Genomic DNA, 23,152 nt, shown 5'->3' on the forward strand with positions numbered 1-23,152 from the left:
GGGGCGTCACGTCGCAGATCGGCGGCGCATACAGCAAAATGCGCCATTTGGAAAGGGATCTGCACGTCATGCCAAACGCCCGCGCTGCAAAGCACGGGCGTCGAGGTCGAGTATATCTGTGGCAGGGTTAGCGGCGCAGGCCCAGCCGGCCGATCAGCGCGGTGTAGCGCGATTCGTCGTTTGCCTTGAGGTAGTCCAGCAACTTACGGCGCTGGGCGACCATCATCAGCAGCCCGCGGCGAGAATGGTTGTCTTTCTTGTGGGTCTTGAAGTGCCCGGTCAGTGTCGCGATGCGCGAGCTGAGGATCGCAACCTGTACTTCTGGCGAGCCGGTGTCGCCGGGCTTGGTCGCGTATTCCTGCATGACGCGGGCTTTTTCTTCGACAGTGATCGACATCGGGGTCTCCTGAATAAAAGGGTGATGGCGCAGGCCGGGATGTCGTCCAGCAAGGCCCGTGGAGGCTGTCCACCCGAGTGGTGGATGGCGGCTGATACGGGGATTCGCCGGGAAAGAAAAGCCCCGACCGACCGTCCTAGCTTGGGCCGATCCGCTCGAGGACGAGGTGGCCCAAGTTCAGGCCGGCGCCGCCCGCAATCCGCGCGACAGTGTGCCCGTCCAGCGTGACGACCGCATCCTTGCCGTCGGCGGTCAGGCCGAGCTGTGGATGATATCCGGGGCGGTCCTCGATCACCAGGTGCAGGCGATCCTCGAGCGGGTCGAAATCGCCGATGACGGTGTTCGCATCGCCCTGATGAACGCGCAGGATGTCGGCGCCCTCGCCACCCTCGATCCAGTCGCCGGCGCTGCCGGTGACGGTGTCGGCGCCGCTGCCGCCATGCAGCCATGCGCGCCCCGGGTCGGCATTGCCTTCAATTACGTCATCCCCGTCGTTGCCGGACAAATCGTCATCCGCACCGGTCCCTGCGGTCAGCGTGTCGTTGCCGGCGCCGCCATTCAGTTCGTCCCTGCCAGCGCCGCCATCAATGTGGTCGGCTCCGTCGCCGCCAAACAGACGGTCGTTGCCGGCCCCACCCGTGATAACGTCATCATTGCCTTGCCCGGCGATCTCGTCATCGCCGTCACCGCCATCCAGCGTGTCGCGGCCGTCAGGGCCGCAGGTCGCGCCGTCATCGCCGCGCAGAGTGTCGTTGCCTGCGCCGCCCTCGATCCGGTCATTACCGATGCCGCCCGACAGCAGGTCGCCGCCGCCATGGCCGATCACCACGTCGTCACCCGCATCTCCACCCAGCAGGTCGATGCCCTCGCCACCTTCGAGATGCTGGCCTTGGGGGCCCTCGGGTTCGGCATCATCACCCATGTCGTCATCGTCATGGGTGTAGCTCTCCTCCGCGCCGCCGTCCGGCAGCGCGGAGTTCTCGCCCGTGTCCGTGTCACCTTGCTGGTCCTGCCAGAAGTCGATCGGCTGATCGTCCTCATCGTCGTCACGCGCGGACAGGGTGATGCCGGACATCGCCCCGCCCAGCAGCATCGCCATCAACCCGGCCATCATGAACATGCGAGCAACCCAAATCCCAGGGAATCAGAGCTTGCTCATAAGCGCGAATCGCGCCGTTAGGGCCGGAATTGTTAAGAACCAGTTAACGCGGTCGCCTCAATGCGGGTGCAGCCCCGCGCGCAGGGGCGAGACCGACTCGGCCAGATTTTCCGTCAGTTCGGACTTGCGTCCCAGGATCAGATCTTCCGCAAGGGCAGAGACCGCGGGCGCAGTCTGGATGCCATAGCCGCCTTGGCCTGCCAGCCAGAAGAACCCGTCCAACTCGCCGTCAAAGCCAATAACCGGGGTCCGGTCGGGGGCAAAGGTGCGCATGCCAGCCCAAGTATGCTCGACGCGCGTGACCTCGATGGTCACCGCCTCCTCGAACCGGGCGAGGCCCTCGGCAAGAACCATTTCCTCGGCCCAGACGTCATGGGGCTCGACCGGATCCTCGTCAGCGGGCGAGATCATCAGCTTGCCGGCGTCGGGCTTGGCATACCAGCTTTCGCCGGCATTCGCGACCATCGGCCAGCGGCTGACGTCATGACCGGCGGGCGCCGGGATCAGCGCGGCCGAGCGGCGCAGTGGACGCAGGCCGCGGGGTTTTGCGCCGGCCATGACGGCCACGGTCTCGGCCCAGCCGCCGGCGGCGTTCACCACGATCGGTGCGCGCCATTCGCCGGCCATCGTGGTGACCTTCCAGACGCCATTCTCGCGCGACATGCCGGTGACGCCCGCGCCGACGGCAAGCTCGCCCCCGCGGCGGCGCAGCAGGCGCAGGAAGCCCTGCAGCATGCGGTCCACGTCGATGTCCTGGGCCGCGGGCTCGTAGGCGGCATCCTCGATGCGCTCGGGGCGCAGGATCGGCACCATGCCCACGGCATCGGCCACGCTGATCCGCTCCATGTCAGCGGCGCCATCAAGGTAGGCGGCAAAGGCCGCGCCTTCGCCGGGGCCGCAGACCAGCAACTCGCCGCGCGGGGTCAGCAGCGAGGTCTCGCTGATTTCGGCGGGATCCAGCAGGAACGGCTGGGACGCTTGGTTCAGCCGGCGCAGGACAGCGCCACCGTAGTTGAGGATAAAGATCGCCGCCGATCGTCCGGTGGAATGGTGGCCGGGCCGGCTTTCTGTTTCCAGCACCGTGACACGGGCGGTTTCCGCCAGCCGCGCAGCTAGGCTGATGCCGGCCATGCCGCCGCCGATGACGATGATATCGCGATCCATTCTGGCCCCATTTGTTGTGCTCGGCGGAGCCTCGCCTTATGACACGGCGAATGCAAGACGGTGCGGCAGCCGGTCGCACAGGAAGGGGCAAGCATGGCGCGGGTGTTTATCGACGGCGAGGCTGGAACCACCGGCCTGCAGATTCGCGAGCGGTTGGCGGGACGGTCCGACATCGACCTGGTTCGCATCGATTCCGCGCATCGCAAGGACCCCGAGGCGCGCCGCGCGGCATTTGCCGAGGCCGATGTCGCCATTCTGTGCCTGCCCGACGCCGCGGCGCGCGAGGCGGCTGCGTTTGCGGCCGACCTGCCGGTGCGGATCATCGACGCCTCGAGCGCCCACCGCGTGGCCGAGGGCTGGGCCTATGGCTTTGCGGAACTGACGGCCGACGCCCGCGCCCGAATCGCTGCGGCACAGCGGGTCAGCAACCCGGGCTGCTATGCCACCGGCGCCATTGCCCTGCTGGCGCCCTTGGTTGCCGCCGGGCTGATCGCCCCGGAAGAGGACCTGACGATCAATGCGGTCAGCGGCTACAGCGGCGGCGGCAAGGAGTTGATCGCAGAATTCAAGACCGGCGAGGCGCCCGATTTCTTCGTCTACGCTCTGGGGCAGAGCCACAAGCACCTGCCCGAGATCGTCGCCCATGCGCGCCTGACGGGGCGGCCGGTCTTTGCACCCTCGGTCGGTCGTTTCGCGCAAGGCATGGTGGTGCAGGTGCCGCTGCATCTGCACGGGCGGACGGTCGCGGGGCTGACCGATGCGCTGCGGGCGCATTACGACGCGGCGAGCTTCGTGCGCGTGCGGGGCGCCGGGGACTATGCCGGGCGGGTCGTCCCGACGGCGTTGAACGGCAGCAATTTCATAGATTTGTCAGTTCATGGTGACGATGCCAGGGGCGGCGTGCTGGTCGCGGTGCTGGACAACCTCGGCAAGGGCGCCTCGGGCGCGGCGGTCCAGAACCTCAACCTGATGATCGGCGCGGACGAAGGGCTGGGCCTCTAGCCAAAAATGGAAACGCCGGCCACCTAGGCCGGCGTCAGGCGTGTTGCCGAGACGTCAGCCCAGGTCGTCGACCGTTCGGATGATCTTTCCGAGCAGGCCGTAGTCCAGCGCCTCTTGCGTCGTCAGCCAGAAGTCCCGGGCGGTATCCTTTTCGATCCGCTCGATGGGCTGGCCGGTGGCCTCGCTGAAGATCTTGTTCAGGCGATCACGCATCTGCCGGATCTGTTCGGCTTGGATCATCATGTCGCTGCTGGTCCCGCCGATTCCGCCCGAGGGCTGGTGCAGCAGGAAGCGCGTGTTCGGCAGGCAGTAGCGGTTCTCGCGCTGGGCGCCGATAAAGATCAACGCGCCCGCCGAGGCCACCCAGCCAGAGCCGATAGTCCGCACCACGGGCCGGATAAAGCGGATCACATCATGGATCATGTCGCCCGATTCGACATGACCGCCGGGCGAGCTGATCAGCATGTTGATCGGCGCGTCGCTTTCCTCGGCCAGCGCCAGCAGATGGGCGACAGTGCGTTGGGCCAGCTTGTCGTTGATGGTGCCGGCGACGATCACCGTGCGCGATTTGAAATACAGCTTGTCGATCGCGCCGGTCTGCGGAAGTCCCAGGCCTTCGCCCTTTTCCTCGTCCTGCTTTTCGCGGCGCTCGCCCGGCTGGTCGTCGTCGTCATCATCGTCGTCATCATCGAGGCGGTGGCGCAGCATGGCGTCGGTCCTTTCGTGGCAAGGGCGCGCGGGTGACCCGCACGCCCCAGATCGACGCCAAGCTAGTAGCGCCGGCCGGGCCTCGCAACCCGGCCCTGCGCGGCATTTTTCAGAAGAACCCCAGCGCGTCGTCGCTGTAGCTGACCAGCATGCATTTGGTCTGGCGATAGTGGTCCAGCATCATCAGGTGGTTTTCCCGCCCGATGCCGGATTTCTTGTAGCCGCCAAAGGCCGCATGCGCCGGGTAAGCGTGGTAGCAGTTGGTCCAGACCCGGCCCGCCTGGATGCCGCGGCCCATGCGAAAGGCGCGGCTGCCGTCCCGCGTCCACACCCCGGCGCCGAGGCCGTAGTTGGTGTCATTGGCGATCTGCAGCGCCTCGGCCTCGTCCTCGAACGGGGCGACCGCCAGGACGGGACCAAAGATTTCCTCCTGGAAGATGCGCATCGAGTTGTCGCCCTGGAATACCGTCGGCTGGATGAAATTGCCGTTGTCGATGCCAGTGATCGCGCCGACATCGCCGCCCGTCAGCACCTTGGCGCCCTCGTCCCGGCCAATCTTCAGATAGGACGTGATCTTGTCCATCTGCTCGGTCGAGGCTTGGGCGCCGATCATGGTCGAGGGATCCAAGGGGTTGCCCGCCTTGGTTTTTTTCACCCGCGCCACCGCACGTTCCATGAAGGCATCGAATATCGAGGCCTGGACGAGGGCGCGCGACGGGCAGGTGCAGACCTCGCCCTGATTCAGCGAGAACATGGCGAAACCTTCCAGACATTTGTCAAAGAAGGCGTCGTCATGGTCCATCACGTCGGCAAAGAAGATGTTGGGCGACTTGCCCCCCAACTCCAGCGTGACGGGGATGATGTTGTCCGCAGCATAGCCCATGATGAGGCTGCCGGTGGTGGTCTCGCCGGTAAAGGCGATCTTGGCGATCCGCTTGGACGAGGCCAGCGGCTTGCCTGCCTCGAGGCCAAAGCCGTTGACCACGTTCAGAACGCCCGGCGGCAGGATATCAGCGAGCAGTTCCATCAGCACCATGATGCTGGCCGGGGTCTGCTCGGCAGGCTTCAGTACGATGCAGTTGCCCGCGGCGAGGGCGGGCGCGATCTTCCAGGTCGCCATCAGCAGCGGAAAATTCCACGGGATGATCTGGCCGACGACGCCCAGCGGCTCCTTGAAATGATAGGCGTAGGTGGTCGCGTCGATTTCGCTGATGTGGCCCTGCTCGGCCCGGATCACCCCGGCGAAATAGCGGAAGTGATCCACTGCCAGCGGCAGGTCGGCGGCCATCGTCTCGCGGATCGGCTTGCCGTTATCGAGCGTTTCGGCAATCGCCAGCGTCTGCAGGTTGTCTTCGATCCGCTGGGCGATGCGCCACAGGATGTTGCTGCGCTCGGCCAGCGATGTCTTGCCCCAGGCCTCGCGGGCGGCATGGGCGGCGTCCAGCGCCAGTTCCACCTCGGCAGCGTCCGAGCGGGCGATCTGGCACAGCACCTCGTTGGTGATGGGCGTCACGTTATCGAAATAGCGGCCCGACTGCGGCGGCACGAACTTGCCCCCGATCCAGTTGTCATATCGGTCCTTGAGTGGCCAGTCGGCCTTCAGATGGCTGAGATCGAGCGCAGCCGAGCGCCCTCCGGCGCCGGCCTTGGCAGCGGAAATATCGTCCATCGAATCCTCCTCCCCAGGAAGGCGGGCATACTGCCCCGCAAGGAAGGCTTGCCCGGACCGTGCCCGAATTCAAGGAAAAGGGGGACGGGTGGGCCTTAAGGAGGAGGCAGCGCGCCGCCCTCAAGTATGGTTGCCGACAGGCCGGTCAGGTCGCGAGCTGCGGATTTGCCCGTCGCCCGATCATGAGCGAGCGGGCGGCGATGGGCAGTGCGAGGGCAAGGCCGATCAGCGTGGCGGTCAGGTCAGGCGCGATCAGCAGGATCGCCGCAATCGCCAGCAACGCCCGCTCGATTCCCCACAGGCGTGAGAACATCCAGCCGGTAACCGCGGCCGAGAGGGTGAAGATCCCTGACACGGCGCCAAAGAAGGCGAGGGCGAAATTGGCCCAGGTAAAGTCCTGGGTGACCAGCAGCAGGGCCGGCTGGAACACGAAAACGAACGGCACCAGCACCTTGCCCATGGACAGACGGAACGCCGTATTGCCGGCGTGGAAAGGGTTCGCGCCGGCAATCCCCGCGGCGGCATAGGCCGCAAGCGCGACTGGCGGCGTCACATCGGCCAGAACGCCATAATAAAACACGAAGAAATGCGCGACGAGCGCCTCGACCCCCAGCAGCCCGAGGATCGGGGCAGCGACGGCGACCATGATGATGTAGTTGGCCGTGGTGGGGATGCCGCAGCCCATCAACACGCAGACCACGGCCGTCAGCAGCAGCGTGAAGAGCAGCGTCAGGGTCGGCACGCCCATCACCTCGAATGGCAGCGCCGCGAGAAGTCCGTGCACCGAGCTCGCCCAGTCTGCGGCGAGGCCGGTGACCATGTAAGCAATCTTGAAGCCGACGCCGGTCAGGGTGACGACACCGATCACGACCCCGACAAGGGCCGCCGCGGCCGTTACCGACAGCGATTGCCGGGCGCCGAGGACAAATCCCTCGAAAAGGCCGTGGGCGGCGGCTTGCAGGCCCCGGGTCAGGCCGCGGCTGCTGATCTCCTGCCACAGCAGCACGGCGATGCAGGCGGTAATCGACCAGAAGGCGGCGGCGAAGGGGGTGCGGCCCGACATCAGCACCGCGATCAGGATAATCAGCGGCACCAGCGTCAGCCAACCGGCCCGCAGCACGCGCCATGCGTTCGGCAACTCCTCCGGGTGCAGGCCGCGCAGGCCGCGCCGCTTTGCCTCGAGATGGACCTGCACCAGCACGCCGAAGAAATGCATGAAGGCCGGCACGATGGCCGCCATCAGGATCGTGGTCAGCGGAACGCCAAGGTATTCGATCATCAGGAAGGCGACTGCGCCCATCACCGGCGGGGTGATCTGACCGCCGGTGGAGGCCGAGGCCTCGACCGCCGCCGCGAAGTGGCGCGGGTAGCCGACGCGGATCATCGCCGGGATGGTCAGCGCGCCGGTGGTCACCGTGTTGGCGATGGACGAGCCGGTGATCGAGCCGAGCAGGGCCGAGCTGAGGACCGATACCTTGGCTGGCCCGCCGGCATATCGCCCGGCGGCGGCACTGGCCACGTCGATGAACAGTTGCCCCAGCCCGATCCGCGTCGCCATTACGCCGAACAGCACGAAGTGGAACACATAGGTTGCGATCACCCCCAGCGCCGTGCCGTAAATGCCCTGCGAGGTCAGATAGAGGTGGTTGACGATGTTGGACCAGCTGGCGCCCGGATGGACCAGCACCCCGGGCATCGAGCGGCCGAAATAGGCGTAGGCCATGAACAGGATCGCGATCACCGGCAGCGGCCAGCCCATCGAGCGCCGCGTCGCCTCCAGCAACACGATGATCAGGGTCGTGCCCATGATCAGGTCCAATGGCAGCGGGTTGCCGACGCGGAAGGCCAACTGGTCATAGATCCACGGCACATAGAGCGAGGCGACGACCCCTGCGAGCGCAAGGGCCCAATCGATCAGCGGCAGGCCAAGCAGCGTCAGCGGCCCGTGCTGAACCCCGCGGCTGCGGCCTGCGGCGAAGGAGGTAAAGATTACGAAAAGCGTCACCGCGAGGTGCAACCCGCGGTGCGTGGTCGCGCGCGGGATGCCAAAGCCGGCGGTGTAGAAGTGATAGACCGAAAGCAGGAACAGCAGGCAGCCGGTCAGCGTCGCGACGGGGCGGAGCAGCTGGCGAAAGCGCATCTCCGGGTCGAACTCTTCCTCGATCCTTTGCAGGTCATCGGCGGAAAGCTGGGGATAGAGTTCAGGCTTGGACATCGGGCTGTTCTCGCTGGTCGTGCGGGCTGAAGATCGCGGCGCCGACCGTTGCGGGTCTCGCTCGCGAGGCGCGGGGCCGATGGCGGCCCCGCGCAAAGGCGCGCCTCAGCGCTGTTACTTCAGCAGGCCGGCTTCGCGGTAGTACCGCTCGGCGCCGGGATGCAGTGGCAGGCCAAGGCCGTTCAGCGCGGTCTCCTTGCGGATCATCTTGCCCTTGGCGTGGCCGGCGTCGAACTGGGCGCGGGTGGCGTCGTTCCACAGCGCCTTGGTGATCTGGTAGATCAGCTCTTCGGGCTGGTCGGCCGAGGTGACCCACTGGGCGCCGACCGACAGGGTCTTCACGTCGGCATCCTGACCCTTGTAGGTGCCGGCGGGGACAGTGTCCTGGGCAAAGAAGGTGTACTTGCCCGTCACGCTGTCAGCAGCCGCGCCGTCGATCGGCACGATGGTCACCGGCAACTGGCTCGCCAGCTCGGCAATCGCGCCCGCCGGATAGCCGCCGACAAAGAAGAACGCGTCCATCGCCCCGTCGCGCATCCGGTCGGCGGCCGCGTCAGGCTTCATGAATTCGGGCGTGATGTCCTTTTCGGTCAGCCCGGCGCCTTCCAGGATGATGCGGGCATCGACCAGCGTGCCCGAGCCCGGCTCGTCCAGCGACACGCGCTTGCCCTTAAGATCGGCGACTGACTTGATCCCCGAGGCCTGCGAGGCGACGAGGTGAATCGATTCCGGGTAAAGGTTGGCAATGGCGCGCAGCTTGTCGGCGGCCGGCTGACCCTCCCAGATGCCGGTGCCGGTCTGGGCCCAGGCAGCGACGTCGCCTTGGGCAAAGCCCGATTCCAGCGTCCCGCCAATGATGCCGTTGACGTTGGCGACCGAACCGTTCGAGGCCAGCGCCGAGGCGACCAGGCCCGGCACGCCGCAGGCCCCCCCGTCCTCGCAAGCGCGGGAGCCGGGCGGTGCAGAGATCGCGTTCGCGATCAGCCCGCCAATAGGGTAATAGGTCCCGGCCGTGCCGCCGGTGCCAATGCGAAAGAACTGCATCTCTTGCGCCGCTGCACCGGTGACGGACAGAGCCAGCGCCACAGCAGCGGCCAGCGGCTTGAAGTTGAATGTCATTACAGGTCCCCCTCGAATTCACTGACCTGTGACTAAAGGGGAATGAGCTGCCGAGGGCAACACCCAACCCGGCCTCAGGCAGGGCTTGGGTCAACCTCCACGCGATAGAAGCGGCTGCGGGGGCGGGCGGCCACTGCCGCCCGCTAAACGTGCCTACTGGCCCGGGGTCGAGCTGACGCCAACCTGCGCCGCGCGCAGCAGGCGGTCGTGCAGCAGGAAGCCGTGGCCCATTACCTGGATGATGTCGCCCGCGCGGGTGCCGGGAACCGAGGCCTCGAACATCGCCTCGTGGATGGTTGGATCGAAGCGTTCGCCAATGGCGGGCTTGATGACGGTGATGCCGTGCTTGGAAAAGACTTTGTCGAGCTCGCGCAGGGTCAGCTCGACCCCCTCGATCAACGCACCGGCCGCGGCGCGGGCGGCCTCGTCCGGCATCTCGATCGCGCGCTGCAGCGAATCGTAGACTGGCAGCAGGTCCCGCGCGAGGCGCGAGCTGCCGTATTGTTCCGCCTCGCGACGGTCCCGCTCGCCCCGCTTGCGGGCGTTCTCGGCATCGGCGAGGGCGCGCATCCAGCGGTCGCGCATCTCGTCCAGTTCGGCCGCCAGGGGCTCTGGGCTCTGGTCCAGGGGCATCCCGTCGGGGTTCAGCGGGTCGTCCATCGGCGCATCACTCATGCTCTCAGCTTTCTTACTCATGCCGGCCTGACAAGGCGCGGCCCACCAATTGCGCGGTCAGATCGACCAGCGGAACGATCCGCCCGTAATTCAACCGGGTGGGACCGATGACGCCAACCGCACCGACAATCTTGCGATCGGCATTCATATAGGGCGAAACAACCAGAGAGGAACCCGAAAGTGAGAACAGCTTGTTTTCGGCTCCAATGAAAATCCTCACGCCGTCGCCCTCCTCGGCGAGCGACAGGAATTCGGCGATGTCGCGCTTGCGTTCCAGATCGTCGAACAGCACGCGGATGCGGTCAAGGTCGGCCGCGTCCTCGGCCAGCAGGTTCGCCTGGCCGCGCACGATCAGCCGTGGCTCTGACGCCTCGCCGCCCTGCCACAGCGCCAGCCCCGATGCGACCAACTCGGCTGCGAGGCTGTCGATCTCGGCTCGGCGCTCGGTCACCTGGGTCTGGATATGCGCGGCAAGCTCGGCCAGCGTGCGGCCGCGGGCATGGGCGTTGATGAAGTTACCCGCCTCGCGCATCGAGCTGGCAGATTGTCCGGGCGGTGGGGTGAACACCCGGTTCTCGACCCGGCCATCGGCGAACACCAGCACGACCAGGGCCCGATCTGGCGCCAGGCTGACGAATTCGATGTGCCGGATCGGCGCTTCCTGCTTGGGGGTCAGCACCAGCGAGGCGCCCTGAGTCAACTGCGACAGGGCCATGCCCATCCGGTCCAGCAGGATCGACGGATCCGCGGCCGGTCCCAGTGTCGCCTCGATCGCGGCGCGGTCGGTGGCGGCAACCGGGCCGGCCTCCATCAATGCATCGACGAAGAGGCGCAGCCCGACATGCGTGGGCCGGCGCCCGGCCGAGGTGTGCGGATGGTCCAGCAGTCCCATCGCTTCGAGATCTTGCATGACGTTGCGGATGGTCGCGGCCGAGACCTGCTCGCTGAGCGAACCCTGCAGCGTGCGCGAGCCGACCGGATCGCCGGTCTGCAAATAGCTCTCGACCACGCGGCGAAAGACCTCGCGCGAGCGGCTGTTCAGGTCGGCCAGCAGGGCAGAGGCAGGCGTTGTCATCGGCAGACAGCTCCGTAAGGCTTGCGGATGCGCCTCGGGCCCCTGTATCGGGGCCGGGCAAACCCGACAGCAAGGACGACCCACATGCGCCCCTCCGGCCGAGAGTTAAGCGAGTTGCGCCCCATTGCAATCGAGACCGGGGTCCAGCGCAACGCCGAAGGCAGCTGCCTGATCCGCGTTGGCGGCACCGAAGTGCTGTGTTCCGCCAGCATCGAGGACCGCCCGCCGCCGTTCCTGAAGGGCAGCGGCCAGGGCTGGGTCACCGCCGAATACGGCATGTTGCCGCGTGCCACCACCAGCCGCACCCGGCGCGAGGCCGCGGCCGGCAAGCAGGGCGGCCGCACGGTCGAGATCCAGCGCCTGATCGGCCGCGCCCTGCGTGCCGGCGTCGACCGCCGCGCCCTGGGCGAGCGGCAGATCGTGGTCGACTGCGATGTACTGAACGCCGACGGCGGCACCCGCTGCGCCGCCATCACCGGCGGCTGGGTTGCGCTGCGCCTGGCCGTGAACAAGCTTATCGCGGCCAAGCAGGTGCTGGGCGACCCGATCCTCGATCACGTCGCGGCGGTGTCCTGCGGAATCTATGCCGGGCAGGCGGTGCTGGACCTCGACTATCCCGAGGACAGCGAGGCCGGGACCGACGGCAATTTCGTCATGACCGGCGCGGGGCAGCTGATCGAGGTGCAGATGTCAGCCGAGGGCGCCGCTTTCTCGCGCGTGCAGATGGTCCAGATGCTGGATTTGGCGGAAGCAGGTGTCGCCCAGTTGGTTTCCGCGCAAAAGGCGGCCTTGGGATGAGCGCGGGGGCGGCCGTGCTGGGGGCGGGCAATTGTTTCACGTGGAACAAGCTGCTGATCGCTACCCATAATGCCGGCAAGCTGGATGAGATGCGCGCCCTCTTCGCGCCGCGCGGCATTGAGGTCGTGGGCGCGGCCGACATGGGCCTGTCCGAGCCGGCCGAGACCGAAGACAGCTTTCTCGGCAATGCCCGCATCAAGGCGCAGGCGGCGATGGCAGCGACCGGCCTGCCGGTGCTGGCCGACGATAGCGGCATCACCGTCGACGGGCTGGGCGGCGCGCCGGGTGTCTACACCGCCGATTGGGCCGAGACACCGAACGGGCGCGACTTCATGCAGGCGATGACCCGCACCTGGGCCGAACTGGAGGCGGCCAGCGTGCCCGAGCCGCGCACCGCGCAATTCCGCTGCACCCTGGTTCTGCTGCAGCCCGATGGCACCGAGCGGGTATTCGAGGGCCTCGCCACCGGCCATCTGGTCTGGCCGCCGCGTGGCGCGTTGGGGCATGGTTATGATCCGATCTTTGTGCCCGACGCCGGCGATGGGCGCACGTTTGCCGAGATGTCGGCGGAAGAAAAGAACGCGATCAGCCATCGCGCCGATGCCTTCCGCAAGCTGGTAGCCGCTCTGTGAGCGCCTCGGCCGACCTGGTCCGGCAGTTCTGGCGGGCAATGTCGGCCAATGACTGGACCGCCGCTGCGAGCCTGATGGCCCCGGATGCCTTCACCCTTTGGCCGCAAACTGGCGAGGTCATACCCAGCGCCCGCTTTGCCGAAGTTCAGGCCGCCTTCCTCGGCGACGGTGACTGGCAGTTCGAGGAAATGGCGCTGGTCGATGGCGGCAACGAAGTCGTTACCGACATGCGCGTGACCAACCTGCCGCTGGGGATCCTCGCGCGTGTGATCACGTTTCACACGATCGCCAACGGGCAGCTTGTATCGCAGCGCGAGTTCTGGCCCGATGCGACCGAAATCCCGGCCTTTCGGCAGGGGATGCTGGTGATCGACCCCGACCATGCCCGGCTCTGAAAGGTGACCATGTCCAGCACCCGCACCATTTCCTCCGGTTCGCCCTTCGAGGCAACGCTCGGCTACAGCCGGGCACTCATCAAGGGCGACTGGTGCTTTGTCAGCGGCACCACCGGCTACGACTACGCCACGATGACCATGCCCGAAGGGGTGGCGGACCAGGCACAGAACGCCTTTGCCACTATCGACAAGACGCTGGCCGAGGCCGGCTTCGCCATGTCCGACGTGGTGCGCGTCCAGTATACGCTGACGGATGCCGCCCTGATCGAGCAGGCGGCGCCGGTTCTGGCGCATTGGCTGGGTCCGGTCCGCCCGGCAGCCACGATGGTCATCGCTGGCCTCATCCGCCCCGAGATGCTGATCGAAATCGAGGTCACGGCCCTGCGCGGTTGACCTGAACCCTCTGCCCAGCGCATCGCGCGCGCCGCGACCAAGGCCCCTGAAATGCCCGCAGCCGACCGCAGCCTCTCAGACCCTGTGCGCCTGTCCGACGCGCAGGACTGGCGGCACGGCGGCTTTGGCCTCTACGTCCACTGGCCATTCTGCGCGGCGAAATGCCCCTATTGCGACTTCAACAGCCACGTCACCGCCTCGGTCGACCAGTCCCGTTGGGCGACCGCCTACAACACGGAAATCGCCCGGCTGGCGGCAGAATTGCCCGGCCGTGTCCTCGGCTCGATCTTCTTCGGTGGGGGCACGCCCTCACTGATGGCGCCCGAGACGGTGGCGGCAGTCATCGAGGCCGCGCGAGCCGCCTGGCCCCTGGCCAATGACTGCGAAATCACGCTCGAGGCCAATCCGACCAGCGTCGAGGCCGGGCGGTTTCGCGGCTATGCCGATGCCGGCGTTGACCGTCTGTCGATGGGTATCCAGTCGCTGAACGATCCCGACCTGCGCCGGTTGGGGCGCCTGCACAGCGCGGCCGAGGCGCGCGCTGCCTTTGATATCGCCCGCGCCGCCTTTCCGCGCATCAGCTTTGACCTGATCTATGCACGCCAGGACCAGACCCGGGCCGCATGGCGGGCCGAACTGCGCGAGGCCCTGGCGATGGCCGCTGATCACCTCTCGCTCTACCAGTTGACGATCGAGCCGGGGACCGCCTTTGGTGCTCGCCACGCCTGTGGCGGATTGCGCGGTTTGCCGGACGAGGACCTCGGCACCGACCTGTGGGAAGACACGCAGGAGGTTTGCGTTGCCGCGGGGATGCCGGCCTACGAGGTCTCGAACCACGCCCGGCCTGGTGCCGAAAGCCGGCATAACCTGGTGTACTGGCGGCAAGGCGACTGGGCCGCCATCGGCCCCGGCGCGCACGGCCGATTGACCCTGGGGGCCACTCGCATCGCGACCGAGGCGCACCGGGCGCCGGGTCAGTGGCTTGCGGCCGTCGAGAGGACGGGCAGTGGCGAGAGCCTGCGTGAGGAAATCCCAGCGCCCGAGCGCGCGGTCGAATACCTGCTCATGGGCTTGCGCCTGTCCGAAGGGGTATCGCTCGGCCGTCTGGCCGCGATGGGCTGGGCGCCGCCGGGGCCGGCGCTGGCCGATCTGACGGATCTGGGTCTGGTGCGGACGGACGGCGACCGCCTGGCCGCGACCGCTGCGGGCCGGCCGGTGCTGAACGGGATCCTGCGCGCCTTGGCGGGCTGATTGCCCGCTCACTGGGACTTCCCGCGACTCGCACAGACGTGCGTCCCGCAGCAGCGCTAAGCGGTTGTCGTTTCGCCTGGGAAGGTTATGTGCGGTCCGGGGAAACCGGATCAGGTGCGGTGTGCAGCAGCGGCTTTGGCATTGGGGCGGAATGGCGGCACTGGCCCTGGGGGTGATCGGGGTCGTGCTGCCGGTCATGCCGACGGTGCCGTTCCTGCTGGTCGCGGTCTGGTGTTTCTCGCGCTCGTCCCCTGCCCTCCGCGCCCGAATCCTGAATCACCCCGCCTATGGCCCGCCGATCCGTGCTTGGGTCGAGCGCGGGGCGATTCGCAAGACCGCAAAGCTGTGGGCGGTGCTGGCCATGGCGTCGGGGGTGGGCATCGCGATCTGGCTGGGCATGCCGGTCTGGTTGATCGGAACGCAAGCTGCGATCTGCCTCGCCGTCGCCTCGTTCGTGGTGACCCGACCCAGCCGCTGATGGCTCGTCAGTCCAGCCGAACGTCGCGCGGATAGCCCAAGGCCAGCAAGGCCGACACCGGAGAAGTGCAGGCCAGCCGCGTGCCGCCTGCCTCGCGCAGGGCAAGCGCAAAGCCAGCCAGAATCCGCGGCAGCCCTTTGGTCAGGCCGGAGGGCGCACTGTCCGCGGCAGTCTCGTAAAACCGCGGCTTCGCAGCATTGCCAAGGTCGATTCCGGCCAGCAAGATCTCGGCGGGGCGCGCGGCGAGCGCTGCCTGCAGCGCACTGAAGGCCACGGTGCCTGTGATCACAACGCCCCGGTCAGGCTGCAGCGACAGCGCAGCGCCCTCGCTCCGCGTCACGATGCCGTCCAGTGCCGGATCGTCGAGCGAACGGCGGGCGGCGTTAACCGGCTTAGCCAGATTGTCGATCAGCGCCACCGGCCGCCCCTGCCGCAGCAGGTCGGGCGCTCGCTCTGCAAGGGCACGCAGCGCTGCGGGCGACAGCATCAGCGGCACGCCTGCCTGCAGGCCGGCCAGCATCGCATGGTGTCGGAACACGAATCGCTCGTCCTCGACCATGACCCCCAGTGGCGCGAGACTCGAGGCGAGGCTGGCCGCGCCGTTGAGCAATATGGCTGATCCGGGCGGCAGACGCTCCGGATGCTGGTTGGCCAGCGAGGGGCCGGTGCCGATGATGGCGATCAGGTCCCGTGCGGTGGTCACGATGGCCGACAGCGGCAACAGAGGGCACAGCGGCCGGCGGTGCCAGACCGTCGTGCCCGCGGCGCGGTCAATCGCAAGGCCCGGCCAGATATCCTGGCGATGGGCCCGATCCCGCCCCAGCGCCATCGCGCCGAGGCGGATCAGGGACCGCCCGAGGGGGCGGTCCGACATCGTTCAGCCCAGCGCCGGCTGTTTCACGAAGCGCAGGTAGGGCAACTTGCTGTCCATTTTGCCGAACCGCTGCTCGGCCTGCTCGTCGTTCAGGGACAGGGCGGCGATCACGTCCTCGCCGGGCTGCCAGTCGGCCGGGGTGGCGATCGGCACGCCATCGGTCGCCATCACGGCGTCGAGCGCGCGCAGGATCTCGGCAAAATTGCGGCCGACGGACATCGGATATGTCATCATCAGGCGGACCTTCTTGTCAGGACCAATGATGTAGACCGTGCGCACGGTCGCCGAATCGGCCGGCGTGCGGCCGTCGGGCAGATAGGCCTCGGCCGGCAGCATGTCATACAGTTTCGCGACGGTCAGGCTGGTGTCGTCGACGATAGCGAAATCGGCCGGGGTGCCGGCAAACGCCTCGATGTCGCGCTTCCACTTGCGGTGCTCGTCCGCGCTGTCGACGCTGACGCCCAGAACCTTGACGTCGCGCTTTTCCCATTCAGGGGCCAGACGTGCCACGGCGCCAAACTCGGTCGTGCAGACCGGGGTGAAGTCCTTGGGGTGGCTGAAGATGATGGCATACTTGCCGTCCAGCCAGTCATGGAAGTGGATTTCGCCTTCGCTGGTGTCAGCGGTAAAGTCGGGGGCAACGTCGTTGATACGCAACGCCATTTTGGACATCCTTTCGGAATGCGGGGACCGTGGCGGCAACATAGTCCACGCCGCCGCCCGGTTCCAGTTGCCCTTTGGCCCGGGCAGACTGCCACCGGCACGCGGCGCAATGCCAGCCAGACCGGCCTTGCGGCCGGCGGGTGCGCCTGCCACGCTTTGCCCGAAATCCGAAATGGAGGGGATCATGGCCGATCTGCTGGACAAGCGTAAGTTCTACATCAATGGCGAGTGGGTCGCCCCGACGGCGGCTAACGATCTGGAGGTAATCGACCCCACCACCGAGGAGGCGGTCGCCGTCATCTCGATCGGCAGCCAAGCCGATACCGACCGCGCCGTCGCGGCCGCCAAGGCGGCCCAGCCCGGCTGGGCAGCGTTGCCGCCGGCCAAGCGGCTGGAATATATCCGCAAGATCGAGGCCGGTTATAACGCGCGCGCCAAGGACATCGCCCAGGCGATGACGATGGAAATGGGCGCCCCGGCCGACATGGCCCTGGCCGACCAGGCCGGCGCCGGCAGCTATCACATCAAGAACTTCATCACGGCCGCCGAGAAGTTCGAGTTCATCAAGCCGCTGGGCGATCATGCCCCGGGTAGTATGATCGCGTACGAGCCGGTGGGCGTGGTCGGGCTGATCACGCCCTGGAACTGGCCGATGAACCAGGTGACGCTGAAGGTCATCCCCGCGCTGATGGGCGGCAACACTGTCGTGCTGAAGCCGTCCGAGATCGCGCCCCTGTCCTCGATGGTGTTCGCCGAGGTGGTCGATTCCGTCGGGCTGCCCAAGGGCGTCTTCAACCTGGTGAACGGCGATGGCGTCGGTGTCGGCGCCCAGCTATCCGTTCATCCGGACGTGGACATGATCAGCTTCACCGGCTCGACCCGCGCCGGTATCGCGATCACCAAGGCCGCGGCCGACAGTCTCAAGAAGGTTGCGTTGGAGCTGGGCGGCAAGGGTGCCAACCTGATCTTTGCCGATGCCGACGAAAAGGCGGTCGAGCGCGGCGCCAAGCATTGCTTTTACAACAGCGGGCAAAGCTGCAACGCCCCGACCCGAATGCTGGTCGAGCGCAGCGTCTACGACAAGGCGATCGAGACCGCCAAGCGCGTCGCCGAGGAAACCACCGTCGCCAGCGCACACGAGGCCGGCAGCCACATCGGCCCGGTCGTCAGCAAGCAGCAGTGGGACAAGATCCAGGGCCTGATCCAGGCCGGGATCGACGAGGGGGCACGTCTGGTCGCCGGGGGCACCGGCCTGCCCGAGGGCGTGAACCGCGGCTATTTCGTTCGCCCGACCGTGTTCGCGGATGTCAGCAACGACATGACCATCGCCCAGCAGGAAATCTTTGGCCCCGTGCTGTCGATCATCCCCTTCGAGACCGAGGAGGAAGCGGTCGCCATCGCCAACGACACGATCTACGGCCTGACCAACTATGTGCAGAGCCAGGACGGCGCGCGCCGCAACCGCCTCGGGCGGCAACTCAAGGCCGGCATGGTCGAGATGAATGGCAAATCGCGCGGCGATGGCAGCGCGTTCGGCGGGGTCAAGGCTTCGGGGCGTGCCCGCGAGGGCGGGGTGATGGGCCTTGAGGAGTTTACCGACAGCAAGGCCATCAGCGGCTGGGATACCGCGGCCAAGGCCTGAGCCACATGGGGCGGCGTCAAGGCCGCCCTCGGAAACAAGCAGGCGCGGGCAGTAACGGCCCGCGCCTCGTCGTTTGTCCGTCATCCTCGGCGTGCTAGCCTTGCCGCCAGTTCACCGTCGAAAGGCCTCGCCATGTCCCCCCTCTCGCGCCGCGGATTTCTGTCCGGCACGGCCGCCGGTGCAGCCCTGATCGCGCTGCACCCCTATGCGGCCCGCGCCGCTGCGAACCAGGCGCATCTGCGGATCATGGAAACGACCGACCTGCATGTGCACGTCTGGCCTTACGACTATTACGCCGACAAGCCGGTCGACACCGTGGGCCTCGCCCGCACCGCAGCGCTGATCGAGCAGGTGCGGGCCGAGGCAGGCAATTCGATCCTGCTCGACAACGGCGATTTCCTGCAAGGCAATCCTATGGGCGATTTCATCGCCTACGAGCGCGGCATGACCGAGCGGCTGATGCACCCCATCGTCTCGGCCATGAACGTGCTCGGCTATGACGGCGGAACGCTGGGCAACCACGAGTTCAACTACGGCCTGCAGTTCCTCGACGACTGCATCTTCGGAGCCGAGTTTCCCATCGTCTGCGCCAACGTGGCGACCAAGGAGGGGGCGACGCCGACCGAGGATGAGACGCTGGTCAAGCCCTACGTCATCCTCGACCGCGAGTTGACCGACGGCGCGGGCGCCAAACACCCGATCCGCATCGGCCTGATCGGCTTTGTTCCGCCGCAGATCATGCAGTGGGACCGCAACCATCTGGAAGGCAAGGTCACGGCACGCGACATCGTGCCGACGGCCGAGGCTTGGGTGCCAAAGCTGCGCGCCGAGGGCTGCGATCTGGTGATCGCGCTCTGCCATTCGGGGATCGCCGGCGCCACCGCCGAGCCGATGATGGAGAATGCGGCCGTCCCGCTGGCCACTGTCGACGGCATCGACGTGATCCTGACCGGGCACCAGCACCTCGTCTTTCCGGGAGAGGATTTCGCGGACACCGAGGGCGTCGACCGCGAAAAGGGCACGATCAGTGGCAAGCCCGGCGTGATGGCTGGCTTCTGGGGCAGCCACATGGGGCTGGTCGACCTGCTGCTCGAGCGGTCGGGGGATCGCTGGACGGTTGTCAGCCACACCTCGGAGGCGCGCCCGATCTACGAGCGCGATGCCGACAAGAAGGTCGTCCCGCTGGTCGCCAGCGTTGCACGGATCGAGGAGGCCGTGCAGCCCGAACATGAGGCAACGCTGGATTATGTGCGCCGGCCGGTGGGCAAGACCTCGGCCCCGCTTTACAGCTATTTCGCGCAGGTCGCCGACGATCCCAGCGTCCAGATAGTCAGCCAGGCGCAGGAATGGTACATCCGGCAGATGATGCAGGGTACGCAATGGCAAGGCCTGGCGATCCTTTCGGCGGCGGCGCCGTTCAAGGCCGGCGGCCGCAGCGGGGCGGATTACTATACTGATGTCTCAGCCGGCGACGTCGCAATCAAGAACGTCGCCGACCTGTACCTCTACCCGAACACCATCCGTGCGGTGAAAATTACCGGCGCCGAGGTCAAGGACTGGCTGGAGCGCAGTGCCGGGATGTTCAACCAGATCACCCCCGGCAAGGCCGACCAGCCGCTGCTGGACACCGACTTCCCCAGCTACAACTTCGATGTCATCGACGGCGTGACCTACCGGATCGACCTGTCGCAGCCCTCGAAGTTCGGTCCCAAGGGCGAGGCGCTGAACCCCGAGGCCAGCCGGATCGTCGATCTGGCGTTCGACGGCAAGCCGATCGATCCGGCCGCGCAGTTCATCGTTGCGACCAACAACTATCGTGCCGGCGGCGGCGGCAGTTTCCCGGGCGCGGATGGCACCACGATCATGTTCGAAGGACCGGATACGAACCGCGACGTGGTCGTGCGGTTCATCGTCGACCAGGGCACGATCAACCCGTCGGCCGATGGCAACTGGGGCTTCGTGCCGATGCCGGCCACCAGCGTCACCTTCGAGACCGGACCGGGCGCCGATCGCTATGTGGCCGAACAAAAGCTGGTGCTCGAGAAGGTCGGCGACGCAGAGGGCGGCTTTGTCACCTATCGGCTGATGCTCTGACGGCGCGTCCTAGCTGGTGCCGCTTGCGCTTGCCCACGCCACCTCGCCCAGAAAAATATACCCCGCACCGTAGATCGTCTTGATCAGCCGGGGGTTCTTGGAATCCTCGTTCAGCTTGCCGCGCAGGCGCGAGATGCGCACGTCCATGGCGCGGTCAAAGCTCTCGCCAGCGGCGCCGCCCAATGTCTCCAGCATCTGCGCGCGGGTGATCAGGCGGCGCGGACTTTCCAGGAACAGGCGCAGCACCTCGGCCTCGGCATGGCTGAAGGGCACCTCGGTGCCGTCCGGCGCGATCAGAGCATAGCGGTCGAAATCGGCCGCCCAGCCCGAGAACCTGGCCTGCTGGCGCAGCGGCGCGCTGTCGCGGCTGGCGGCGGGACGGCGCAGGCGGGCGCGGACGCGGGCAACGACCTCGGCCAGTTCGAACGGCTTGGCGATGTAATCGTCCGCCCCAAGCTCCAGCCCGGTAATGCGGTCCTGCAGCTGCGCGCGACCCGAGATGATGATGATCGCGGCCCCGGTCTCGGTCGCGAGGCGATGGACCAGTGCCAGGCCGTCGCGGTCCGGCAGGCCGAGGTCGATCAGGATCGCGTCCGGCGACATGCGGCGCAAGGCGGCCTCGAACTCGGTGGCGCGGCCAAAGGCTGCAGTGCGAAAGCCCGCCTCCTCCAGCGCGGTGCAGGTCAGGCGGCGCAACTCGGCCTCGTCATCGAGGACCGCGACCAGAGGGGCGGCGTCAGCGGGCATCGGGAATCTCCGTCAGGGCGGCGGCGAGCGTGGCGGGGTCGAGCGGCTTTTGCAGCACCGGAACCCTCGCCCCGGCGCGCAGGGGATGTTCGGGCGGCAGCGAGGTCATCAGCAGCGCAGGCAGCGGGCCGCCGGCCAGCTCCAGCCCAAGGCCATCGCCCAGCTGCAGGTCGGACAGCACCAGCGACAGCCCCGGCAGGTCGGCCAGATCTCGCGCCTCGGAAAGGCTCGCGGCCTCGATCACCGCATGGCCCATGGCGGTCAGCCAGTCGCGGACCTGGGCGCGGATCGCTGCCTCGTCGTCGACCAGGAGGACCATGCGCGGCATCACCGGCCGCCATGGCAGACGAATCGTCACGCGCGCGCCCGTGCCGGTGTTACGCAGCCGCAGCGTGCCCCCTGCCAGCTTGGTCTGGTCATAGACCATGCTGAGGCCCAGGCCGCTGCCCTGCCCGGTCTTGGTCGTAAAGAACGGCTGCGTCGCCTGCTCAATCGTGCCGGGGGCGAAGCCGGGCCCTGTGTCGGTGACCGATAGCTCCAGCCAGGGGCCGGCGAGCCGCGCGGCCAAGGTCACCTGCCCGCCGCCCTGCGCCTGCATGGCGTCGCGCGCATTGAAGATCAGGTTCAGCAGGCTGTCCTGCAGCGGGCCGGGGTCGATCATGGCCGGTCCGCCCGGCAGCTCCAGAGCAAGCTCCAAGGTCGTGCCCGCGCCGAGGCTGGGTCGCGCCATGGCGGCGAGGTCCGACAGCAGCGCCGTCAGGTCGGTCGGCCGGGTGACAATCTGGCGCGGCGCGGTGATGGCCGCGAGTCCTGACAGCAGCGCCGTGCCGCGTCGCGCTGCGGCGATGGTGGCGGCGACGTCATCGGCCGCCGTCTGCGGCAGTGTCGCGCGCGCCAGCCGGTCCTGCAGCGCCAGGATGATCGTCAGCAGGTTGCCGAAATCATGTGCCAACCCCGAGGTCAGTTGCGCGCCCAGCGCCCGTCGCGCGGCATGGGTCAGCGCCTCGCGCGCCTGCACCTCGGCCGTGACGTCGGTCGACAGGATATAGACCCCCGGCCCGCCGGGGTCCGGCGTCAGCGCGACGCGCACCCGGCGCAGCGATGGCTCGTGCGTGATCTCGAACACCTGCGGATCGCCCGCCAGCGCGCGCTCCATCTGTGGCGCGATCCGCGCCCAGGTCGCCTCGCCCAGCGCCTCGGCGGCGGTCAGGCCGATCACCTGATGCGCAGCGCCGGGAAACACCTCGGACAGCTGGTTATTGGAAAAGGTGTAGCGATGGGCGGCGTCCATATGGGCGATATGGGCGGGCACCATGGCGGTGACATGGCGGGTGCGCGCCTCGGCCTCGGTCAGCACGCGCTTGGCTTCCTCCAGCGCGGCGTTGGTTGCGGCCAGCGCGCGGTTGGCGGCCGACAGGCGTTCGGTGTGGTCCAGCACCTGGCCCGACAATTCGTCCGAGCGGGCGCGCAGCATCGCCTCGTGGCGGCGGATGTCGGTAATGTCGGTATAGACTGCGATCCAGCCGCCCTCGGACAGGGGCGCGCCCTCGACGCTGATGGTGCGGCCGTTGGCGCGGGTCCGCTCCATGTAATGGGGCTGGAAGGTGCGGGCCTGATCGACCCGCTGGCGGACGGCGTCCTCTATATCGGGCACCGCGCCATATTCGCCGCGCTCGACCAGGAACTGGATCGTGTCCTCGAACGACGCGCCGGGCACGGTCAGTTCCTCGGGCAGCGTGAACATCACCCGGTAGCTGCGGTTGCAGGCCGCCAGCCGCAGATTGGCATCGAAGATCGAGATTGCCTGCGGGATCAGGTTCAGGCCCGACTGGGTCAGGGCGGCGCGGGTTGCGGCATCGCTCGGCATCGATTTTCCCCGTGTCCCACCCCGTTGTAACAATTCGTTAGGATCGGGCAACATCAAGGTTAGGATTGCCCCTAGACTGGTTCAGGTCCGGCGCGATGGGGGAGCTTTGCGCCGGACAGCTGCAGCGGCACGGGG

General features: G+C 67.3%; 22 protein-coding genes. 9 read left to right on the top strand and 13 right to left on the bottom strand.

The window, feature by feature from the left end; genetic code table 11:
• Positions 1 to 127: 127 nt before the first annotated feature.
• From rpsO to DRW48_RS03780, 3 genes are all read right to left on the bottom strand, one after another.
• Positions 128 to 397, bottom strand: a complete 270-nt coding sequence (gene rpsO, locus DRW48_RS03770; protein WP_114075254.1) for a 30S ribosomal protein S15 — start codon at positions 395 to 397, stop codon at positions 128 to 130.
• Positions 398 to 533: 136 nt separating this feature from the next.
• Positions 534 to 1,517, bottom strand: a complete 984-nt coding sequence (locus tag DRW48_RS03775) for a calcium-binding protein (RefSeq protein ID WP_114075255.1) — start codon at positions 1,515 to 1,517, stop codon at positions 534 to 536.
• Between the two features lie 96 nt (positions 1,518 to 1,613).
• The gene (locus tag DRW48_RS03780) at positions 1,614 to 2,720 is read right to left on the bottom strand and encodes an NAD(P)/FAD-dependent oxidoreductase (protein WP_114075256.1); all 1,107 of its coding nucleotides are present in this window, start codon (positions 2,718 to 2,720) and stop codon (positions 1,614 to 1,616) included.
• A gap of 93 nt (positions 2,721 to 2,813) precedes the next feature.
• Between DRW48_RS03780 and argC the strand changes: the two genes are divergently transcribed.
• The gene (gene argC / locus DRW48_RS03785; protein WP_114075257.1) at positions 2,814 to 3,722 is read left to right on the top strand and encodes an N-acetyl-gamma-glutamyl-phosphate reductase; all 909 of its coding nucleotides are present in this window, start codon (positions 2,814 to 2,816) and stop codon (positions 3,720 to 3,722) included.
• 54 nt (positions 3,723 to 3,776) lie between these two features.
• Here the strand turns inward: argC and DRW48_RS03790 are convergent, their stop codons facing one another.
• The 6 genes from DRW48_RS03790 to hrcA form a co-directional block, all read right to left on the bottom strand.
• Complete coding sequence (locus DRW48_RS03790) at positions 3,777 to 4,430, bottom strand: ATP-dependent Clp protease proteolytic subunit (protein ID WP_114075258.1); 654 nt, start codon at positions 4,428 to 4,430, stop codon at positions 3,777 to 3,779.
• A 109-nt stretch (positions 4,431 to 4,539) separates the two neighbouring features.
• Positions 4,540 to 6,099, bottom strand: coding sequence for an acetaldehyde dehydrogenase ExaC (gene exaC / locus DRW48_RS03795; RefSeq protein WP_114075259.1), 1,560 nt, complete (start codon positions 6,097 to 6,099; stop codon positions 4,540 to 4,542).
• 145 nt (positions 6,100 to 6,244) lie between these two features.
• Positions 6,245 to 8,314: a TRAP transporter permease gene (locus DRW48_RS03800; protein ID WP_114075260.1), complete on the bottom strand. Its 2,070-nt coding sequence runs from the start codon at positions 8,312 to 8,314 to the stop codon at positions 6,245 to 6,247.
• Positions 8,315 to 8,428: 114 nt separating this feature from the next.
• The gene (locus DRW48_RS03805) at positions 8,429 to 9,433 is read right to left on the bottom strand and encodes a TAXI family TRAP transporter solute-binding subunit (protein ID WP_114075261.1); all 1,005 of its coding nucleotides are present in this window, start codon (positions 9,431 to 9,433) and stop codon (positions 8,429 to 8,431) included.
• A 153-nt stretch (positions 9,434 to 9,586) separates the two neighbouring features.
• Positions 9,587 to 10,108, bottom strand: a complete 522-nt coding sequence (locus DRW48_RS03810; RefSeq protein ID WP_422385746.1) for a nucleotide exchange factor GrpE — start codon at positions 10,106 to 10,108, stop codon at positions 9,587 to 9,589.
• A 13-nt stretch (positions 10,109 to 10,121) separates the two neighbouring features.
• Positions 10,122 to 11,183 (bottom strand): heat-inducible transcriptional repressor HrcA, encoded by a 1,062-nt coding sequence (gene hrcA / locus DRW48_RS03815; RefSeq protein WP_114075263.1) that lies wholly within the window; start codon positions 11,181 to 11,183, stop codon positions 10,122 to 10,124.
• 84 nt (positions 11,184 to 11,267) lie between these two features.
• On the opposite strand from hrcA, the gene rph reads away from it, so the two are divergent.
• The 6 genes from rph (at position 11,268) to DRW48_RS03845 (ending at position 15,130) form a co-directional block, all read left to right on the top strand.
• Positions 11,268 to 11,981: a ribonuclease PH gene (rph, locus tag DRW48_RS03820; protein WP_114075264.1), complete on the top strand. Its 714-nt coding sequence runs from the start codon at positions 11,268 to 11,270 to the stop codon at positions 11,979 to 11,981.
• Positions 11,978 to 12,613 carry an RdgB/HAM1 family non-canonical purine NTP pyrophosphatase gene (gene rdgB, locus DRW48_RS03825; RefSeq protein WP_114075265.1) on the top strand — a complete coding sequence of 212 codons (636 nt, stop codon included), beginning with the start codon at positions 11,978 to 11,980 and terminating at the stop codon, positions 12,611 to 12,613. Before rph ends, rdgB begins: the two co-directional genes overlap by 4 nt.
• Positions 12,610 to 13,008 (top strand): nuclear transport factor 2 family protein, encoded by a 399-nt coding sequence (locus tag DRW48_RS03830; RefSeq protein WP_114075266.1) that lies wholly within the window; start codon positions 12,610 to 12,612, stop codon positions 13,006 to 13,008. Before rdgB ends, DRW48_RS03830 begins: the two co-directional genes overlap by 4 nt.
• A 9-nt stretch (positions 13,009 to 13,017) precedes the next feature.
• Positions 13,018 to 13,401 (top strand): RidA family protein, encoded by a 384-nt coding sequence (locus DRW48_RS03835; protein WP_114075267.1) that lies wholly within the window; start codon positions 13,018 to 13,020, stop codon positions 13,399 to 13,401.
• 51 nt (positions 13,402 to 13,452) lie between these two features.
• Positions 13,453 to 14,652 (top strand): radical SAM family heme chaperone HemW, encoded by a 1,200-nt coding sequence (gene hemW / locus DRW48_RS03840; protein ID WP_114075268.1) that lies wholly within the window; start codon positions 13,453 to 13,455, stop codon positions 14,650 to 14,652.
• Positions 14,653 to 14,803: 151 nt separating this feature from the next.
• Entirely contained in the window at positions 14,804 to 15,130 is a 327-nt protein-coding gene (locus tag DRW48_RS03845) for a YbaN family protein (protein ID WP_114075269.1), read from the top strand.
• A 7-nt stretch (positions 15,131 to 15,137) separates the two neighbouring features.
• On the opposite strand, the gene DRW48_RS03850 is transcribed toward DRW48_RS03845, so the two are convergent.
• Positions 15,138 to 16,004, bottom strand: coding sequence for a glycosyl transferase (locus DRW48_RS03850; protein WP_114075270.1), 867 nt, complete (start codon positions 16,002 to 16,004; stop codon positions 15,138 to 15,140).
• A gap of 3 nt (positions 16,005 to 16,007) precedes the next feature.
• Positions 16,008 to 16,667 (bottom strand): peroxiredoxin, encoded by a 660-nt coding sequence (locus DRW48_RS03855; protein ID WP_114075271.1) that lies wholly within the window; start codon positions 16,665 to 16,667, stop codon positions 16,008 to 16,010.
• A 193-nt stretch (positions 16,668 to 16,860) separates the two neighbouring features.
• Between DRW48_RS03855 and DRW48_RS03860 the strand changes: the two genes are divergently transcribed.
• Both DRW48_RS03860 and DRW48_RS03865 read left to right on the top strand, forming a co-directional pair.
• Complete coding sequence (locus DRW48_RS03860) at positions 16,861 to 18,309, top strand: aldehyde dehydrogenase family protein (protein WP_199286190.1); 1,449 nt, start codon at positions 16,861 to 16,863, stop codon at positions 18,307 to 18,309.
• A gap of 132 nt (positions 18,310 to 18,441) precedes the next feature.
• A complete protein-coding gene (locus tag DRW48_RS03865) occupies positions 18,442 to 20,403 on the top strand; it encodes a bifunctional 2',3'-cyclic-nucleotide 2'-phosphodiesterase/3'-nucleotidase (RefSeq protein ID WP_114075272.1) in 1,962 nt (653 codons plus the stop codon).
• A 9-nt stretch (positions 20,404 to 20,412) separates the two neighbouring features.
• Here DRW48_RS03865 and DRW48_RS03870 read toward each other — a convergent pair whose 3' ends face one another.
• Both DRW48_RS03870 and DRW48_RS03875 read right to left on the bottom strand, forming a co-directional pair.
• Positions 20,413 to 21,150 carry a response regulator transcription factor gene (locus tag DRW48_RS03870; protein ID WP_114075273.1) on the bottom strand — a complete coding sequence of 246 codons (738 nt, stop codon included), beginning with the start codon at positions 21,148 to 21,150 and terminating at the stop codon, positions 20,413 to 20,415.
• A complete protein-coding gene (locus tag DRW48_RS03875; protein WP_114075274.1) occupies positions 21,140 to 23,017 on the bottom strand; it encodes a PAS-domain containing protein in 1,878 nt (625 codons plus the stop codon). The genes DRW48_RS03870 and DRW48_RS03875 overlap by 11 nt, the downstream gene beginning before the upstream one ends.
• Positions 23,018 to 23,152: the final 135 nt, after the last annotated feature.

Origin of the sequence: Paracoccus suum (genome assembly GCF_003324675.1) — a bacterium.
Lineage (GTDB): Bacteria > Pseudomonadota > Alphaproteobacteria > Rhodobacterales > Rhodobacteraceae > Paracoccus > Paracoccus suum.

What these genes read in the sequence shown, in the direction of transcription:
- rpsO (WP_114075254.1), bottom strand. Translation starts at nt 397, where the DNA reads ATGTCGATCACTGTCGAAGAAAAAGCCCGCGTCATGCAGGAATACGCG.
- DRW48_RS03775 (WP_114075255.1), bottom strand. Translation starts at nt 1,517, where the DNA reads ATGTTCATGATGGCCGGGTTGATGGCGATGCTGCTGGGCGGGGCGATG.
- DRW48_RS03780 (WP_114075256.1), bottom strand. Translation starts at nt 2,720, where the DNA reads ATGGATCGCGATATCATCGTCATCGGCGGCGGCATGGCCGGCATCAGC.
- argC (WP_114075257.1), top strand. Translation starts at nt 2,814, where the DNA reads ATGGCGCGGGTGTTTATCGACGGCGAGGCTGGAACCACCGGCCTGCAG.
- DRW48_RS03790 (WP_114075258.1), bottom strand. Translation starts at nt 4,430, where the DNA reads ATGCTGCGCCACCGCCTCGATGATGACGACGATGATGACGACGACGAC.
- exaC (WP_114075259.1), bottom strand. Translation starts at nt 6,099, where the DNA reads ATGGACGATATTTCCGCTGCCAAGGCCGGCGCCGGAGGGCGCTCGGCT.
- DRW48_RS03800 (WP_114075260.1), bottom strand. Translation starts at nt 8,314, where the DNA reads ATGTCCAAGCCTGAACTCTATCCCCAGCTTTCCGCCGATGACCTGCAA.
- DRW48_RS03805 (WP_114075261.1), bottom strand. Translation starts at nt 9,433, where the DNA reads ATGACATTCAACTTCAAGCCGCTGGCCGCTGCTGTGGCGCTGGCTCTG.
- DRW48_RS03810 (WP_422385746.1), bottom strand. Translation starts at nt 10,108, where the DNA reads ATGAGTGATGCGCCGATGGACGACCCGCTGAACCCCGACGGGATGCCC.
- hrcA (WP_114075263.1), bottom strand. Translation starts at nt 11,183, where the DNA reads ATGACAACGCCTGCCTCTGCCCTGCTGGCCGACCTGAACAGCCGCTCG.
- rph (WP_114075264.1), top strand. Translation starts at nt 11,268, where the DNA reads ATGCGCCCCTCCGGCCGAGAGTTAAGCGAGTTGCGCCCCATTGCAATC.
- rdgB (WP_114075265.1), top strand. Translation starts at nt 11,978, where the DNA reads ATGAGCGCGGGGGCGGCCGTGCTGGGGGCGGGCAATTGTTTCACGTGG.
- DRW48_RS03835 (WP_114075267.1), top strand. Translation starts at nt 13,018, where the DNA reads ATGTCCAGCACCCGCACCATTTCCTCCGGTTCGCCCTTCGAGGCAACG.
- hemW (WP_114075268.1), top strand. Translation starts at nt 13,453, where the DNA reads ATGCCCGCAGCCGACCGCAGCCTCTCAGACCCTGTGCGCCTGTCCGAC.
- DRW48_RS03845 (WP_114075269.1), top strand. Translation starts at nt 14,804, where the DNA reads ATGGCGGCACTGGCCCTGGGGGTGATCGGGGTCGTGCTGCCGGTCATG.
- DRW48_RS03850 (WP_114075270.1), bottom strand. Translation starts at nt 16,004, where the DNA reads ATGTCGGACCGCCCCCTCGGGCGGTCCCTGATCCGCCTCGGCGCGATG.
- DRW48_RS03855 (WP_114075271.1), bottom strand. Translation starts at nt 16,667, where the DNA reads ATGGCGTTGCGTATCAACGACGTTGCCCCCGACTTTACCGCTGACACC.
- DRW48_RS03865 (WP_114075272.1), top strand. Translation starts at nt 18,442, where the DNA reads ATGTCCCCCCTCTCGCGCCGCGGATTTCTGTCCGGCACGGCCGCCGGT.
- DRW48_RS03870 (WP_114075273.1), bottom strand. Translation starts at nt 21,150, where the DNA reads ATGCCCGCTGACGCCGCCCCTCTGGTCGCGGTCCTCGATGACGAGGCC.
- DRW48_RS03875 (WP_114075274.1), bottom strand. Translation starts at nt 23,017, where the DNA reads ATGCCGAGCGATGCCGCAACCCGCGCCGCCCTGACCCAGTCGGGCCTG.